15 protein-coding genes are annotated in these 17,005 nt (G+C 52.6%); 10 read left to right on the top strand and 5 right to left on the bottom strand.

The genetic code is table 11. The features are described from left to right. Positions 1-9 precede the first annotated feature (9 nt). The 6 genes from cydB (ACRRUX_RS09485) (at position 10) to ACRRUX_RS09460 (ending at position 4,922) form a co-directional block, all read left to right on the top strand. The gene (gene cydB, locus ACRRUX_RS09485) at positions 10-1,149 is read left to right on the top strand and encodes a cytochrome d ubiquinol oxidase subunit II (protein WP_432529552.1); all 1,140 of its coding nucleotides are present in this window, start codon (positions 10-12) and stop codon (positions 1,147-1,149) included. Positions 1,150-1,166: 17 nt separating this feature from the next. Further along, the gene (gene cydX, locus ACRRUX_RS09480; protein ID WP_432529550.1) at positions 1,167-1,283 is read left to right on the top strand and encodes a cytochrome bd-I oxidase subunit CydX; all 117 of its coding nucleotides are present in this window, start codon (positions 1,167-1,169) and stop codon (positions 1,281-1,283) included. Positions 1,284-1,652: 369 nt separating this feature from the next. After that, positions 1,653-3,209 (top strand): cytochrome ubiquinol oxidase subunit I, encoded by a 1,557-nt coding sequence (locus ACRRUX_RS09475; RefSeq protein WP_432529548.1) that lies wholly within the window; start codon positions 1,653-1,655, stop codon positions 3,207-3,209. 11 nt (positions 3,210-3,220) lie between these two features. Then, a complete protein-coding gene (gene cydB / locus ACRRUX_RS09470; RefSeq protein WP_432529546.1) occupies positions 3,221-4,360 on the top strand; it encodes a cytochrome d ubiquinol oxidase subunit II in 1,140 nt (379 codons plus the stop codon). Between the two features lie 16 nt (positions 4,361-4,376). Then, the gene (cydX, locus tag ACRRUX_RS09465) at positions 4,377-4,478 is read left to right on the top strand and encodes a cytochrome bd-I oxidase subunit CydX (protein WP_432529544.1); all 102 of its coding nucleotides are present in this window, start codon (positions 4,377-4,379) and stop codon (positions 4,476-4,478) included. A 198-nt stretch (positions 4,479-4,676) separates the two neighbouring features. Continuing rightward, the gene (locus tag ACRRUX_RS09460) at positions 4,677-4,922 is read left to right on the top strand and encodes a YdcH family protein (RefSeq protein WP_432529542.1); all 246 of its coding nucleotides are present in this window, start codon (positions 4,677-4,679) and stop codon (positions 4,920-4,922) included. Here ACRRUX_RS09460 and ACRRUX_RS09455 read toward each other — a convergent pair. Together ACRRUX_RS09455 and ACRRUX_RS09450 are read right to left on the bottom strand one after the other, a co-directional pair. Then, the gene (locus tag ACRRUX_RS09455) at positions 4,919-7,984 is read right to left on the bottom strand and encodes an efflux RND transporter permease subunit (RefSeq protein WP_432529540.1); all 3,066 of its coding nucleotides are present in this window, start codon (positions 7,982-7,984) and stop codon (positions 4,919-4,921) included. The genes ACRRUX_RS09460 and ACRRUX_RS09455 overlap by 4 nt on opposite strands. Positions 7,985-7,986: 2 nt before the next feature. Then, the gene (locus ACRRUX_RS09450; protein WP_432529538.1) at positions 7,987-9,105 is read right to left on the bottom strand and encodes an efflux RND transporter periplasmic adaptor subunit; all 1,119 of its coding nucleotides are present in this window, start codon (positions 9,103-9,105) and stop codon (positions 7,987-7,989) included. 139 nt (positions 9,106-9,244) lie between these two features. On the opposite strand from ACRRUX_RS09450, the gene ACRRUX_RS09445 reads away from it, so the two are divergent. Both ACRRUX_RS09445 and ACRRUX_RS09440 read left to right on the top strand, forming a co-directional pair. Further along, a complete protein-coding gene (locus tag ACRRUX_RS09445) occupies positions 9,245-9,880 on the top strand; it encodes a TetR/AcrR family transcriptional regulator (RefSeq protein ID WP_432529536.1) in 636 nt (211 codons plus the stop codon). A gap of 196 nt (positions 9,881-10,076) precedes the next feature. Beyond that, positions 10,077-10,886, top strand: a complete 810-nt coding sequence (locus tag ACRRUX_RS09440; RefSeq protein ID WP_432529534.1) for an autotransporter outer membrane beta-barrel domain-containing protein — start codon at positions 10,077-10,079, stop codon at positions 10,884-10,886. Between the two features lie 3 nt (positions 10,887-10,889). Here the strand turns inward: ACRRUX_RS09440 and ACRRUX_RS09435 are convergent, their stop codons facing one another. The 3 genes from ACRRUX_RS09435 to ACRRUX_RS09425 form a co-directional block, all read right to left on the bottom strand. After that, positions 10,890-11,450: a chalcone isomerase family protein gene (locus ACRRUX_RS09435; protein WP_432529532.1), complete on the bottom strand. Its 561-nt coding sequence runs from the start codon at positions 11,448-11,450 to the stop codon at positions 10,890-10,892. Positions 11,451-11,537: 87 nt separating this feature from the next. Beyond that, positions 11,538-12,017 (bottom strand): DUF2947 domain-containing protein, encoded by a 480-nt coding sequence (locus tag ACRRUX_RS09430; protein ID WP_432529530.1) that lies wholly within the window; start codon positions 12,015-12,017, stop codon positions 11,538-11,540. 99 nt (positions 12,018-12,116) lie between these two features. Further along, complete coding sequence (locus ACRRUX_RS09425) at positions 12,117-14,561, bottom strand: 6-hydroxymethylpterin diphosphokinase MptE-like protein (protein ID WP_432529528.1); 2,445 nt, start codon at positions 14,559-14,561, stop codon at positions 12,117-12,119. A 282-nt stretch (positions 14,562-14,843) separates the two neighbouring features. On the opposite strand from ACRRUX_RS09425, the gene pseB reads away from it, so the two are divergent. Both pseB and pseC read left to right on the top strand, forming a co-directional pair. Next, entirely contained in the window at positions 14,844-15,839 is a 996-nt protein-coding gene (gene pseB / locus ACRRUX_RS09420; protein ID WP_432529526.1) for a UDP-N-acetylglucosamine 4,6-dehydratase (inverting), read from the top strand. Beyond that, positions 15,836-16,984 (top strand): UDP-4-amino-4,6-dideoxy-N-acetyl-beta-L-altrosamine transaminase, encoded by a 1,149-nt coding sequence (pseC, locus tag ACRRUX_RS09415; protein ID WP_432529524.1) that lies wholly within the window; start codon positions 15,836-15,838, stop codon positions 16,982-16,984. The genes pseB and pseC overlap by 4 nt, the downstream gene beginning before the upstream one ends. The last annotated feature ends 21 nt before the right edge of the window (positions 16,985-17,005 follow it).

Below are 17,005 nucleotides of genomic sequence, written 5' to 3'. Positions count from 1 at the left end.
GGGAATACCATGTTTGATTATGAAATCCTGAGATTTATCTGGTGGGCCCTGGTCGGTGTGCTGTTTATCGGCTTCGCCGTGACCGACGGCTTCGATATGGGTGTGGGTGCGCTGCTGCCTATTCTGGGCCGGGATGACACCGAGCGTCGCGTGATGATCAACACGGTTGCCCCTCACTGGGACGGCAACCAGGTGTGGCTGATCACTGCCGGTGGTGCGTTGTTTGCTGCCTGGCCAACCGTTTACGCTGTGTCTTTCTCCGGCTTCTATCTGGCGATGGTGATTGTGCTGCTGGCGCTGTTCCTGCGTCCTGTGGGCTTTGATTACCGCTCCAAGATTGAAGATCCAAGATGGCGCAAGACCTGGGACTGGGCACTGTTTGTCGGCAGTTTCGTGCCACCACTGATTATCGGTGTGGCCTTTGGTAACCTGCTGCAGGGCGTACCATTCCGTTTCGATGAGTACCTGCGTGCTTACTACGAAGGTAATCTGTTTGGTCTGCTGAACCCCTACGGTCTGCTGGCGGGTCTGGTGTCTGTGTCTATGTTTATGATGCAGGGCGCAACCTGGCTGCAGATGAAAACCGAAGGTGAATTGCGTGCCCGCGCTTCCAAGGCTGCTCAAATCACTGCTATCGCGCTGGTTGCTCTGTTTGCGGTGGCCGGATTCTGGATGGCGAAAGGTATTGACGGTTATGTAATCACTTCTGTGATTGATACCGCTGCTGCATCCAACCCAGCCGGTAAGACGGTTGAGCTGGCTGCCGGTGCCTGGTTGGCTAACTATGACAAGTACCCCATCACCATGCTGTTCCCAATCCTGGGCCTGGCGATGCCTCTGCTGGTGGTACTGTTCAGCCGCATGAACCGTTCAGGCTTTGCCTTTGCGTTCAGCTCGCTGGCTATTGCCGGTGTGATCCTGACCTGTGGTGCCGCCATGTTCCCATTCGTGATGCCATCTTCGCTGGAGCCGAATGTGAGCCTGACCATGTGGGATGCCACTGCCAGCCAGATGACCCTGACAGTGATGACCTGGGCTGCGATTATTTTTGTACCTATCGTACTGGGTTACACCATCTGGACTTACATCAAGATGTACGGCCGTCTGAACCGTCAGTACATTGAAGACAACAAGACTTCACTTTACTGATAAAGGAGAAGATTAGTATGTGGTATTTCACCTGGATCCTCGGCGTACTGCTCGCCTGCTCTTTCGGTATCATCAATGCTCTGTGGCTTGAAAATACTGAGAACATGGACAGAACTTCCGAACAGGATCAGTAATCAAGATCCTGCTGAAAAACCCCGCTGATGCGGGGTTTTTTATTGGCTGTTGTTTGCCCTCATTAATCCGAATTAACCGATTCGCCGCCGCCTTTCTTCAAGCCAATGATCTACATCACATTTGTGTGCCTCTTCGGGTGTGACAATTTGTAACGGCAGATGTTCCGGTCACTTTCCTTTGGCGGCAATGCTGTTTGGTGATTTTTATCGAACATCAGCCCGCGCTTTACCGCATCAATGTCCCCGGACGTAGGGTGAATCCTGATCACCCATAGGGGATCCCACAGACTTATATGCAAATTGAATGGAGTCTTTGATCCCGCCCTGGCGGCCTCATTTGCCATTCAATTGGTATTGATGGAGTAAATCATGATCCTGGATCAGGTTGTAGATTTGTCGCGCCTGCAGTTTGCGTTGACTGCCATGTACCATTTCCTGTTTGTCCCCCTGACATTGGGGTTGGTATTTTTGCTGGCTATCATGGAAACCCTGTATGTGATGACCGGCGATCAATTGTACAAGGATATGACCCGCTTTTGGGGCAAGCTGTTCGGTATCAACTTTGCCATCGGTGTGACCACAGGTCTGGCGATGGAGTTTCAGTTTGGTACCAACTGGTCTTACTATTCCCATTATGTCGGCGACATTTTCGGTGCGCCATTGGCTATTGAAGCCCTGATGGCATTTTTCCTCGAGTCCACCATGGTGGGCATGTTCTTTTTCGGCTGGGACAGATTCAGCAAGTTGCAGCATCTGGCGGTCACCTGGTTGGTGGCGCTTGGCACCAATCTGTCGGCGCTGTGGATCCTGGTTGCCAACGGCTGGATGCAAAATCCGGTTGGTGCCGTGTTTGATGACCACACCATGCGCATGGAGATGACCAGCTTCAGTGATGTGGTGTTCAATCCCATCGCCCAGACCAAGTTCGTTCACACTGTAGCATCAGGTTACGTGGCCGGTGCCATGTTTGTGCTGGCGATCAGTGCTTATTACATCATCAACAAACGCGATCTGTTGTTTGCCCGCCGCTCCTTTGCGATTGCCGCCGCCTTTGGCACTGCCGCAATCGTGATGACGCTGGTACTGGGTGATGAATCCGGTTATCAGATTGGCAAAGTGCAGCCTACCAAGCTGGCGGCGATGGAAGCTGAGTGGACAACCGAGCCTGCTCCTGCCGGTATGTTGCTGTTTGGCTTCCCGGATGATGCAACCCAAACCACCAGTATGGCGGTGAAAGTGCCTTATGCACTGGGCCTTATCGCTACCCGCAGTCTGGATACTCAGGTTGAAGGTATCAAGTCACTCACTGCCGGTAACGAGCAGCGCATTCGTAACGGTATGCAGGCTTATGAGCAGCTTGAAAAAATCCGTGAAGGGGACACCAGCGCCGAGACCCGTGCCAAATTTGAAGCCGGTAAACATGATTTGGGATATGGACTGCTGCTGAAGGCTTATACCGACAAGGTGGTGGATGCGACGGATGCCCAGATTGCCGCTGCCGCCCGCGATACTATTCCTCCTGTGGCGCCGCTGTACTGGAGTTTCCGCATCATGATTGGCGCCGGTATGGCACTGATGCTGGTGATGATTGCCGCACTTGCCGTGTGTATCAAACCCTGTCTGGAGCGGAAACACTGGCTGATGAAGCTGTTCGTGTTTGCACTGCCTTTACCCTGGCTTGCCATTGAAAGCGGCTGGTTCCTTGCCGAACTGGGTCGTCAGCCATGGACCATTTATGACGTGCTGCCTACTGCCATGTCCGCTTCTGGTCTGTCTGTTGCCGATCTGTGGTTCAGCATTGGTGCCATCACCCTGTTTTATGCCGTATTCCTGGTGATTGAACTGTTCCTGATGTTCCGCTTTGCACGTCTTGGCCCCAGCAGTCTCAAGACCGGACGTTATCACTTTGAAACCCTGCAGGCCTGAGAGGAATAAGTATGTTTGACTATGAATTACTGAGGCTCGTTTGGTGGGGCCTGATGGGTGTGTTGTTTATCGGGTTTGCCGTCACCGACGGATTCGATATGGGGGTCGGCATGCTGTTACCGGTGCTCGCCCATGACGATACTGACAAACGACTGATGATTAATACGATTGCCCCACACTGGGATGGCAATCAGGTGTGGCTGATCACCGCCGGTGGCGCGCTGTTTGCCGCCTGGCCAACAGTGTATGCGGTGTCTTTCTCAGGTTTTTATGTGGCTATGGTGCTGGTATTGCTGGCATTGTTCCTGCGGCCTGTGGGGTTTGACTATCGCTCCAAGATTGAGAGTTCAAAATGGCGTAAAGCCTGGGACTGGGCACTGTTTGCCGGCAGCCTTATCCCGCCGCTGATTATCGGTGTGGCATTTGGCAATCTGCTTAAAGGTGTGCCTTTCCGCTTCGACAGCTTTTTAAGATCCTATTACGAAGGCAATCTGCTGGGACTACTCAACCCCTTCGGACTGTTGTCAGGGCTGTTGTGTGTCACCATGTTTGTGATGCACGGTGCCAGCTGGCTGCAGATGAAAACCGAAGGTGAACTGCGTCAGCGTGCCGCCAGAGCCGGGAATATTGCCGCGCTGCTGATGGTCCTGCTGTTCGCGCTGGCCGGTGTGTGGATTGCCACTGTCATTCATGGCTATGTGGTGACCTCGGTGATTGATACTGCCGCACCCTCAAATCCAGCCGGTAAAACGGTTGCCGTGGTTGCCGGCGCCTGGTTGGCCAACTATGACAAATATCCTTTTACCATGCTGTTCCCGGCACTGGGGCTTATCATGCCTTTGCTGACAGTGGTGTTTAACCGTTTGCGTCATTCTGGCTGGGCATTTCTGTGCAGTTCGCTGGCTGTGACCGGAGTGATCCTGACCTGCGGCAGCGCCATGTTCCCCTTCGTGATGCCATCGTCCATTGAGCCCAATGTCAGCCTGACCCTGTGGGATGCGACGGCCAGCCAATTGACGCTGAATGTGATGACCTGGGTTGCACTGATCCTGGTTCCCATCGTGCTGGGTTACACCATCTGGACCTATACCAAAATGTTCGGTCGGTTGAACCGGCAGTTCGTTGAAGACAACAAGACATCACTATATTGATTGGGAGCGCAGCACTATGTGGTACATCATTTGGGTTCTGGGCATTCTGCTGGCCTGCTGTTTTGGGATAATCAACGCCCTGTGGCAGGCATCCAGTGACAGTGAGGCTAAGCGCTGAATTTAGCCGATTGACAGGAGTGCTCAGGCACTCCTGTTTTGTCTCAAATTGGCTAAAATTATGCCAACTTGTTGAAGAAATTATCAAAAGTATGAAGTGAGCGGTAACCCGGTATTAATTTGCCGTCAGAGGCTAGGGAGTTGGGAAATTCCCTGCTAGCATGATTGAGTATTTTTCAGACGATATAAGGAGCGTGCCATGTTGGGAGAAAACCACTCACTGACCCATGATTTCCCTGAATTTACCGATCTTATCCATCAGCTTACCCAATCCAACGAACACTTTGCCCACAAGTCCCGCCGATACCACGAACTGGACAAAGAAATCCGTACCCTTGAATTAAACGGCGTTCCAACCACTGATTCGCGTTTTCTGGCGATGAAAGCGGAGCGGGTGGAGCTCAAAGACGAACTCCACGAGATGCTGGCCGCGCACTCAGCTTAAGCGGCGGCTGAAACCATTGCCCTGCCTGCCGGCTTCATCCACAGGCGATACATCACGGGCACCCAGATCAGTGACAGCAGTGTCGTGAGCAGGGTTCCCCCGGCGATGGCAATGGCAAAGGGGGGCCAGAAACCGCCTCCGGCCAGGATCAGCGGCAGAAAGCCCCCGACCGTGGTAATAGTGGTAGAACCGATATGACGGCCACAGGTGGCCACGGTGGCAGTAATCAAATCCGGATCGCCCAGCCGGGCATCCGGGGTATCTTCCAGTTCCGCCAGAATCACAATCGCAGCGTTAATCGCCAGTCCCATCAGCCCCAATAAGCCAATAATTACCGTAAATCCGAAGGGATATCCGAACAGGTAAACCATCAGCAGGCCAAGGCCAGCCGATTGCACGGCGCTGAGCAGGATAATGCCGGTTAAGCGGAATGAGTTGAATGACAGCACCAGAGTGGTCAGTAGCGCGGTGATGACCAGCACAATATTGGACATCAGGTTGCCTACCGCCTCATCCCGTTTGGCGCTTTCTCCACCAATTTCCACATGGTATCCGGCCGGGATCGCCAGGCCTGCCAGTTGTGGTTTGACGGCCTGCAGCACTGCTGCGGGCAGAATATCGGCGGTGATGTAGGCTTCAATGGTATTGACCCGCTCACCATTGCGCCGCGGAATCGCTCCCCGACTGACCTGGATCTCATTGTCGCTCAGTGCAGACAGCGGAATACCTGCGCCGCTGGAGGAGATCAGCATGATTTCACTGAGGCGGCTGGCCTGGGTGCGTTGCTCCTCTGCGAGCCGGACTCTGATCGGCAGGGATTGGGTCTGCTCAAGGATACTGCCACCGGTGAGGCCGGTAGTCGACATCTGGATTTGATTGGCGATGTCGGTCAACGACAGCCCGCTGGCCAGACTGGCGTCTTCATCCACCTGAAACCAGACCTTGGGCGCACCGGCGCTCAGCGTGCTGCGGGTCTGAATCACGTTCGGCGCAGAGGCCAGAACTGCCCGTACCTGATCGCCAAGCTCAGTCAACACATCCAGATTGGGACCATATACCCGAACTTCCACCGGGGCATTGAATGGCGGGCCCTGCTCGAGTTTGCGTACCAGTACCTGCGCCTCGGGGAACGCATTATCCAGCTCCAGCTGTAACTGCGGGATCAGTTGATTGGCCGTATCGAAATCCCTGACCTTCACCATGGCCTGGGCATAGTTGGCAGCTCCCTGCTGGCGCTGGGTCATGTTGTAATAAAAGGAGGGGAAGTTACCGCCCACCATCCAGTCAGCTCTGTCTATTTGCTGGTGTCCCTGGAGTCGTTGCTGCATCTGCCGGACCACCGACAGGGTATTGTCCAGGCTGGATTGAGGCGCAAGGAACACCTCAATCTGGAACATGTTTCTGTCGGATGGGGGGAAGAACTGCTCGGTCAACTGACCGGCGGCCCAGAACCCGGACAGTGGCAGCAAGCCTATGATGACAGCAGACAACAGTGGCCGCTTCAGGGCAAACTGCAGACTGGCACGATAGGCTCTGGCGAGCGACGGCAACTCAATGCCTGATTCATACCAGCGATGATGATTGGCACAGCTGGCAAAGCGCCCGGCCATGCCGGCCACCAGGGTGTGGGAAATGAGGTAGGACCCCAGCAGTGCAAACATCACCGAGATGGCAATGCCACCGACAAATTCTCCGGCTGCGCCCGGCATCAGCACAATAGGTGCAAACGCCAGCATGGTGGTGATGGTCGAGCCTGCCAGTGGTAGCCACAGGTGTTTGAGGGTCGCGGTAACCGCATCGACCGGGCTTTGTCCTTCGCGGCGGCGCTGGGCGATGGCATCCACAATCACGATGGCATTATCCACCATAATCCCCAGGGCGACCACCAAACCGGTAATGGACATCTGATGGATAGGCAGACCGACAAACTTCATGCAGGCGAGGGTAAACAGTGCCGTCAGTGGCAGGGATATCGCAACCACCAAGGCATTCTTCAGCCCCAGCGTCAGCATCAGTACCACCAGGATCAGCACAAACCCCAGCAGCAGACTCTGCATCAATTCAGCCAGGCGAACATGGGTGTAGCTTTCCTGTTCAAATAACCACTCGACTTTGATATTGGCCGGCAGGTTGGTTGCAAAACCTTCAAGAGACTTGCTGACCTGCTGCTGCCACAGATCAACCCGGGTATTGCTCAGCATCCTGGCAGACACCAGTATTCCCTGCTCACCGTGGATCAGTGCCAGACTGTCTGCCGGAGTCCTGACCTGGCGGTTGACGCTTGCGACATCACCTAACCGGATAACCTGACCGGAGGCATCGATTTTCAGTGGCACCTGGCGGATACGGGTGAGTGAGTCCAGCTCACCGGATACTTCGATGAGTGCCCTGAACTGTTGATTCATCAACTCGCCGGCACTGATCTTGGTGTCGGCCTTTTCCAGTAAGGCCGCAACGGTCGCTGGTGTCAGCCCAAGTTGATTGACTTTGACGCCATCAAGCTCAACCAGTATTTCTTCCTGAGGGGCTCCCACCAACAGGGCAAAGTCGGTGCCTGGTAACAACCGCAGGCGATTTTGCAGCTCAATGGCATAGCGGTTGAGAATATCGGTGGCACCAGGACCTTCACCTTGCCAGCTCAGTCCCAGAATCAGGGTGTTGGCGAAGCCGAATCTGTCATTGACTATGGTATTTTGCGCCGGAGCAGGCAGCAGATACTGGCTGTCGTTGACCAGATCTCTGGCTCTGGACCAGACGGGATCGGTGTCGACAATCTCGTCTTTGAGCTCCAGCTGAATAACTGAAATCCCCGGCCGGGAAGTGGACTGCACCAGCTTCAGCTCCTCCAGCCGGCGCAACTGCTGCTCCAGTACTTCGGTCACCAGTACTTCAACCCGCTCGGCCGATGCGCCGGGATAATGGGTTATTACAGACGCGAAGCGGTTGGTGATTTCCGGATCTTCCATTCTGGGCAAGGTGTTGATGGCGCCAAGACCGGCAACCAGCAACAGGGCGATGATCAGGCTGGCCAGGCGACCATTTTCAATCAGGGAGCGGATCATGATTACCTCGCTGCGACCGGATTGACTGGATTAACCTGCTGGCCTGCGACCAGCTTGTGCAGGCCCTGACTGATATATTGTTCCCCCTGATTCAGGGCGCCACGGACAAATGCCTGTTGGTCATCGGTGTAAAGGATGTCGATATCCCGCCGCTCAATCACCTGTTTCTCTCCCTGACTGCGCAGCACATAAATATTCCAGCGGCCGCGCACGCCATCGGTCAGCGCGCTGACCGGCACCCAGAAACCCTCGGTATCTATGGTTTGTTGATATTGCAGGTATGCCAGTTCGCCGTTGAATACCCTCGCATCTGTCGGCAGCGCCAGTCGCAGCTCTACCGTGCGGGTCACCGGATTCACCTCTGCGCTTATTCCTTCAATGTGAGTGTTGAAGGTTTGCTTGCCGACCCTGAGTGGCATCTGCTGACCCGCAGCAAGTTGTCTGGCGATCTCCACCGGTACGCCGATATAGGCTTTGGGGTTGTTGTCCTGCACCAGAGTAAACACCGGACTGCCAAGGGGCAGTACTTCGCCCAGATTGTGCAGGCGCCTGGCCAGAGTGGCACTGAAGGGCGCTACCAAGGTTGATTTTTGCAGTTTGAGTTCGGTGGCATGCCGGGATGCCTGCAGTCGCTGCCGGGCGGCCAGCAGGCTTTGTTTCTGTCCGGCAATCTCATCCAGTTGCTGCGCCGAGACATAACTTTGTTTGCTCAGTTGCTGACTGCGTTCAAGGGTTCGTTCTGCCAGCGCCAAATCCGCCTGATTCTGCGCCAGTGCGGCGTTGATTTCGGTCAGCTCGGCCTGCAGCAGGGAAGTATCCAGACTGGCCAGCACCTGTCCTTCACTGACTTTATCGCCTGAGTCTGCTGACAGGGTGTCCAGCTTGCCGGCCAGCTCGAATGCCAGTCCAGTGGTATTGCCGGCCCGTACTGTGCCGGTAAAGGTTAACCGCTGCTCGTACGTGGATACCTCGACAAGTTCACGGGTACTGACGCTGGGTAAACTAACACCCTTAGCGGCGGTGGCAGCAGGGGTGGTTGCCTGACCGCATCCTGTTAGCAAGGGTAAGGCCAGTGACAGCGCGCAGGCAGTGATAAGTGGGACAGAGAGTTTAATGTCCATGGCCAGCCAATCCATCCACGAAGAGTTAAAAAATGGTTAAAATAGACTTGTCAGTCTAGTTTGACCAAACTGGACTGTCTAGTCTATTTTGTGCCCAACTGTTATCAAATTGTTTTGCTTTGTTATTCGGAGACGCTCTATGACGCCAACTGCCGGGCCCGGCCGCAGTGCGAAGAAACGCCAGCAAATTCTCAGCAGTGCCATAGAGCTGTTCACCAGTCAGGGACTGCCCAATACCAGTATGGACGAGGTGGCCAGACATGCCGGAGTCTCCAAACAGACTGTATACGCGCACTTTGGCAGCAAGGATGAACTGTTTGTGGCAGCGATTGAATCCAAGTGTGTGGTACACCAGATGCAGGCAGATATGTTTGTCGACGCTGCACACCCAGAGAAGGTGTTGGCAGATTTTGCCCACCATTTCAGTGAAATGATTGTCTCCCCAGAAAGTATGCATGTGTTCAAGACCTGTGTGTCACAGGCTGATACCCACCCTGATGTGTCCCGTCTGTTTTATGAAGCCGGTCCGGCCCATGTTCTGGCGATGTTATCCGGTTATCTGGAGAAGGTGCAGCAGCGGGGGGAATACTGGTTTGGTAATTGTCACCACGCGGCGGTGCGCCTGTGTCTGATGTTGTTTGGTGAACTCAAACTCAAGCTGGAATTGGGATTGGATGCAGGCGAACTGTATCTTGAGCGGGAAGGTTATGTGGCCGATACCGCAACTATGTTTCTCAATGCCTACCGTAAAGGTGAACCAAATTTAACGGATTGACGTATAAGAGTTTTTTTGTCGTCAGGCGGTAAAATGGCAAAATACCGGCACGTTGCAGCTCTTTAAGTTAATGCCAGTTTCAGTCCCGCGTGTTCATTCATTTCATTATTAAGACAGTCTTGAGAAAAAGCCTATGATACGTCGCTATTCCGTCTTCATCCCGCTTGCCGTTTTGGTTATGGCTCCCGCATCTGTAATGGCTGCGATGCCGACCCATGTGAAACCGTTTTCGATCAGCGTCAGCCAAATCGGCTCCCGGAATGCTGAGCTGCCGGGGGGAAATCAGCTGGACAGAGAAAGTACCAATCTGGACGTTGACGCCGGATTTCGGCTGGCTCCCAACTGGGTTGCCGGTGTCTCCCTTGGGGCAGACTGGCTGGATTATCAGGCCGACAGAGCACTTGATTACACCCACGGCTGGCAGGATATCCAGCGATACAGTGCCGGCATGTTTGTACGTTACAGTCCAAATGAGCACTGGAGCTTTATGTTGGCGCCCAAACTTCAGTATGCCTGGGCGCAGGGGGCCAACCGCAGTGATGCCCAATCCTATGGTGTAGTGGTGTCGGGAAGTTATCGTTTTGAGTCAGGTAACAGTCTGGGGATAGGCGCAGCCTACTTGAATGATGTTGATGAGGTCCGCACAGTTCCTTACCTGGCAATCAACTGGCAACTGGCAGAGCGCTGGCGGCTGGCCAATCCGTTTCAGGCCGGATTCAGTGGGCCTGCCGGATTGGAGCTGAGGTATACCCTGTCGGACGAGTGGCAATTTGGACTGGGCAGCTCTCGCCGGACTCAGCGGTTTCTGATGGCGGCAGCCGGTAAACAGGCGGCAGAAATTGAAGAGTGGGTGGGATTTGCCAGAGCGACGTGGACGGCTCACGGCAGCTGGACTGTGGATATGGCGGGTGGCTGGTATTTTGATTCGCAGCTGCAGGCAGGTGTTGTGAAACAGGAACTTGGCAGCCAGTTGGCGGCAGCCCTGGCTGTCAAATTCGCTTTTTAAGGATCAGTGACCCAACATGGCTTTCTTCAGGCTGTTTTGAGCGGGGTCATCGCCCAGCCAGATACTCAGCAGTGCAGTGCGGAACGCCTCGCCTTCGATAGTGCTGAGCAACTTGCCGTTTTTATAGCTGGTTACACTGTTGGCCGTAGTCAGAAAACTGAATTGATCACCCTCTTGAATGGCTTCGTCAAACAGTCCCATAAATTCAGTGATCTGGGGCTTGATGGCGCTGATATCGCCGTCTGTGGCCAACTCAAAACCTTCGTTGATGGCATCGCGCATCTTGTCTGCAGTAATCAGGCCTGAGGTAATGTTCAGCCGTACCAGCGCCGAAGGCTCGGCCAGGACTTGTTTGAGGTCATGGGCGGCTGTGGGCAGATACAGGCTGCCAACATACAGATCCATAAAGAATTTGCTGCGTACACCTGCGCCGTTTAGGGTGAGCTGGGTATCCTGCATCATCACTGAGCCGGGCAGTTCTATGCCGGCGATTTCGGTGGCAGCCAGTGTCTGGCCGGAAAACAGCAGGGCCGCAGCCACTGATAATGAACAGAGGGACTTCATAAAACCTCGTGGAATACTTGAGTTGTTGAATTTATAAGAATTATAGTGGCGGGGTGAGGCTACAGGCTGCATCACTCCCGCTCAGGCTCAGCCTCTTGAGCCCATACTGAAGGTGCCGTCCTGATGGAACATCACCGCCTGTCTGTCTTTTTTTGATACCAGCAGTGGGCCATCATCGAAAAACAGAAAACATTTCCAGTTGCGTACAAACACATCCCAGCGGGTTTCGATAACCTGATATTTCTCATAACAGAAATACACCTGAGTATCGTCAGGCCATTGGATGAAACCAGCCAGCCCGACGGGCAGTTGGGTATCCTCGGCGTCCCAGGCCAGTTGCCAGTCGTCACTTTTGCTCCAGGCTTTGGGCTTGGCCGGCCAGTCTCCCTTGCTGAATTTATCCGGTGTGGCGCACTTGTCACTGATCAGGCTGTTCCATACCTGCATGGCACTTTTTTCGGTCAGCGGATTGATGGCGGCTTTGTCATCGTCGCTGACAGGCAGATCCTTGTGGTTGAAAATCCATTTGCGCTTGTACTGGTCCAGCGGGATATAGGTATGGCTCAAGCAGTGCTCCGGGAAGAGAGGAAAAATTTGCCCGCATTATACTGGCAAGGGGCCAAATTCTCCATCCTCCCGCAACCCGCTGGAGGAGCGCGGGCTGGATTATTGTGTCAACACCCGCGACAGCTCAGCGACATATTGCCGGGCAAGCAGGTTGTCCTGGTCCGCCTGTAAGGCCTGCTGATAGATGCTCAGCGCATCCTGATATTGCTCAAGCTGCAGCAGCATCTCGCCAAGCCTGCACCAGTTCGCGCTGTCTGATGGGTGCTTATTGAGATATTCCAGCCAGGTTTCCAGGGCGCCGGCGTAATCCCTGCGGATCTTGAGCACCTGCGCGAGCTGCGGCAGATACTCATCACTGTGGGGCGCAAGTTGCCTGAGGCCGGTAGCCGCCGCTGCCCATTGACCGGTTTTGATGGCCATGAGCACCATCTGTTTATTTTCGATTTCGCTGCGCCATGGTTCAGGCAACGTCGCGAGCACATCAAACGCCTGTTGATACTCGCCGTTAATTTCATACAGATAGCTTTTAGCCCGGGCGCTGAGCTGTTTGGCTTCGTCGGAAATCTGGAAGTTGTCCAGGGCATAGATCATTTGTTCCAGCCCCAGGGTATTGTGGTCCTGATAGAGCAGGTGAATTTTTGTCGGTGCGACATCCAGATTCCATCGGGTCATCTTCTGTTTCTGGTCATTTTGGTAGACGACCTGCTTGCGCTCGGCCTGATGTTCTCTCAGTCGTTTCAGAATGTCCGGATGTTCATTCTGCAATTCATCAATAAAATGATGGTGTTGATTGAGCATGAATTCGAGGCGTTTACTTTGGTGGTACTTCAGCCAGTCTTCTTGCAGTTTTATCCAGTCTGGCGTGCTGGCCAACTCTTCCAATCTGGCTTCAACATGCGCAACGCTTTCTTCAAACAGTACTATCAGGGCATCGGCGCTGTTTGCCATCGCTTTATAATAGGCCTGATTCAGTTTTTGAATTTGTTGCTTACTCCAGTCCCTGCTGTCCCGGGTAGTTAAAAAGTGACTGAAATGTGTGTATCCAAAAAACTTCAAAAATTGCATCAGCGTTTGATTGTGCCTGTTGAGTTCTGCTTCGATATTGTCGAGCTCAGTCTGATTGGCACGACTTTTAGATGCGATACTCAACGCATGCTTAGCCTGTTTGGCAATAAAGCGATACTTGGTGGCAATCGAGCGTATCTGGGTTTTGAGTTTGGTCAATGCCTGTTTCGAGTTGGTATTGGGGAATTTGGCTCGGATAGCAGCCAACACCTCGAACTTATTGTCTATGTTCTCAACAGTAAGTTGTAAGGGCGGGACGTGGGATACCCCGGGAATTTGAGCTGCTTGTCCGGACAGGTTAATCACCTGGCAGTTTGTCAGATTCCTGACCTGCTCACCAAAAGAGGTTATTGCTTCAGCCAGCTGTACCGTTGTTTCTGCGTTGTCACCGGTATTGGTCTTGACCCAGACGCCAATTTTAGTGATATCCGGCCCGAGTTGCCCCTCTTGACTGCCAGACGCGTGAGATACCCCCGAGGGAGACCAACACAGATCAACGCCGAGTAACAAAATACGATGGAATTTTAACTGCCCGGCAATCCATAACGCGGCATTACTGACGGTTGGACCTGCCGTTTCAATGTTATTTTCAGTTTCCCATGGCAGTTTCTGGCCGCTGTAAAACTGGCTTCCATGCCACTGACCAACCAATGCAGGCGCAGCGTGATCAGCGTTGATAAAAATGGTTGAGTTTGGCAGTTCCAGCATTTCCTTACTGACAAGAAAGCTGAGATCCTGAGGATCAACGGAAACAACAAAGTCCACATGTATACCCGCTTGCTGTAATTGTGATGCTGCACGGGATACTGCAAAAATATAGAGATTGCGCTGATGCTCTTTTAACCACTCAATATGCAGATCCAATGAAGGACCGCCACCAACCAAAATACAGTCTTTATTGTCAAAGTAACCATTGAGAGAGGATACCGGATATCGGTTGTCGGCAATGTTGATAAGTTGTTTATGTACAAATACGTTTTGATTTAGATTGACATGGGCGTTAAAGACAGCTTTTTCAAGTACTTTTCGGCACTGATTTTTCAGCAGTTGATAATCATCAATATAAGCTGTCTTGGCGCCCAGAGATGGATGCAGCTGATACTGATTTTTTATCAAAAAGATGTCGTTGCCTTCTGATGTCAAAGTATCCGCCAACTGCTCCTGAGTGATGACTTTTACGTTGTCCTGGAGTGCATCGGGAATATCCATATTGAACAAAGGAAGCAGATAGTCCAGTTCAACAAAGATATATTTGCTGCCGGATGGGATAGGTTTGTCCAGCACATAATTTGCCAGTAATCCGGAGTCCATCCCGATGATAATATAGAGCGTTTCCTCCTGCGACAAAGAGGCAAATTGTTGGGCGAATATCTTGCCAGAATTTTGGTTGTCAAATTGTCTGCGGTTAACGGCAGGCAGAAAGGTTTCGCCGAAGGGGCTGACATCAAATTGCATTAATTGACATTGCGCCTGTGACATATTTTCTCCATTTAGCGTCATGAATATGGCAGTTTTGATTCACCAATTCTGTTGAGACTGCGTTTAAGCAAAAATTGAACCATCGGGATCAGTTCATTGCAGAATATTTCAGTTTGGGTCGCTATAAACCCATTAGCCACTGTCAGCATAGCGGTAAGCCAATTTTTCACCACTGAAATCATGGACTAAGCTTATAGACAATTGTTTGGCATAAAGTATGCTTTAACATTCATGCTGCCACGTTTTTGACAGTGCTGAAAACAACCTAGTGGAAGACTGCTTATGTTTGATAACAAGTCGATATTGATCACCGGTGGCACAGGCTCATTCGGACAAAAATACACCAAAACCTTGTTGGAACGTTATAACCCCAAGCGTTTGATTATTCTGTCCAGAGACGAACTTAAACAGTTCGAAATGCAGCAGAAGTATCATGCGCCCTGCATGCGATATTTTATCGGTGATGTCAGAGACGGTGACCGTCTTAAGCAGGCTTTCAGCGGTGTGGATTATGTGATTCACGCGGCAGCGCTCAAGCAGGTTCCGGCGGCTGAATACAATCCCATGGAATGTATCAAGACCAATATCAATGGTGCCGAAAACGTCATTCAGGCAGCCATCGCCAACAACGTCAAAAAGGTGATTGCACTCTCCACCGACAAAGCCGCCAACCCGATTAACCTCTATGGCGCCACCAAGCTGGCGTCAGACAAGTTGTTTGTCGCTGCCAATAATATGGTGGGGCAAGGTCAGACACGGTTTGCCGCGGTTCGCTATGGCAATGTGGTGGGCAGTCGCGGCAGTGTGGTGCCTTTCTTCAAGGCCAAAATTGCAGAAGGTGCCGACAGCCTGCCTATCACCCATCCTGATATGACCCGATTCTGGATTACATTGCAGGATGGTGTTGATTTTGTTTTGAAAAATTTCGCCAGAATGCAAGGTGGTGAAATCTTTGTGCCCAAGATCCCATCGGTACGGATCACAGAGCTGGCTTCTGCTTATGCGCCGGACTTACGCCAGCACATTATTGGCATTCGTCCCGGTGAAAAGATGCATGAGATTATGTGTCCGGCCGATGACTCCCACCACACCATTGAGTTCGATGATCACTTTGTCATTGCGCCGAGCATCAAGTTTTTTGGCCGTGAAAATGACTTTTATACCAACGCATTAGGTGAGTATGGCAAGGCGGTGCCGGATGGTTATGAGTATAACTCGGGCACCAATCCACACTTTTTGAGCACAGAAGAAATTCTGGCGCTGGACAACATATCATGATCCCCTACGGCAGGCAGGACATAGATCAGGCTGATATTGATGCTGTTGTCAGCGTACTTCAGTCAAACTGGCTAACCCAGGGGCCTGCCGTACCGGCTTTTGAGAAAGCCGTTGCAGGCTATTGCGGGGCGGAATTTGCGGTCGCGGTCAACAGCGCCACGTCAGCACTGCATATCGCCTGTCTGGCACTGGGGGTGGGGCCTGGCGACAGTGTCTGGACTTCCCCTGTTACCTTTGTCGCTTCGGCCAATTGCGCCCTTTACTGCGGCGCTCAGGTAGACTTTGTCGATGTAGATCCGGCTACCGGCAATATGTGTCCACAGGCGCTGGCTGACAAACTGGCGGTTGCCCGACAACAGGGAAGACTGCCCAAGGTTGTGATCCCGGTGCACCTGTGTGGGCACAGTTGTGATATGCAGTCGATATCCCGGCTGGCGGAAGAATTTGGCTTTCAGGTGATTGAAGATGCCTCTCACGGCATTGGCGGCAGTTATCAGGACCATAAACTTGGCAGTTGTTACTATTCGGATATCACGGTCTTCAGCTTCCATCCGGTGAAAGTGATCACCAGCGCGGAAGGCGGTATGGCGACAACCAATACTCCTGAACTGGCCGAAAAAATGGCGATGCTGCGCAGTCACGGCATAACCAAAGATGCGGCAGTGATGCTGCGGCCTGATGAGGGAGACTGGTATTACGAGCAGCATGGTCTGGGTTTCAACTATCGGATGACTGACATTCATGCCGCGCTGGGCCTGTCACAGATGTCCCGGCTGGACGCCTTTGTCGCCAAACGCAATGAGCTGGCTGCAGACTACAGGTTGAAATTGGCATCCCTGCCCCTGAAGTTGGTTGAGCCGTTGAGCAACAGTTTCAGTGCCCGTCATTTGATGATGGTACGGTTAGATGACAGTCACCAACGTCGCTCGGTATTTGACGCTATGCGTGCAAGGCAAATTCAGGTGCATGTGCATTACTTCCCGGTGCACTTACAGCCATATTATTTGTCTCTGGGGTTCAAGGCTGATGACTTCCCTGTCGCTGAGGAATTTTATTCCTGTATATTAACGCTGCCTTTGTATCCTGGCCTAAATACCGGAGATATTCACAGGGTAGTTTCAACATTATCCAGGCTAGTGATGTAAATTTGAGTTATTGGATAACTG

Origin of the sequence: Shewanella sp. GXUN23E, assembly GCF_050865035.1 — a bacterium.
Lineage (GTDB): Bacteria > Pseudomonadota > Gammaproteobacteria > Enterobacterales > Shewanellaceae > Shewanella.
This window is presented reverse-complemented; position numbering and strand designations above follow the sequence as displayed.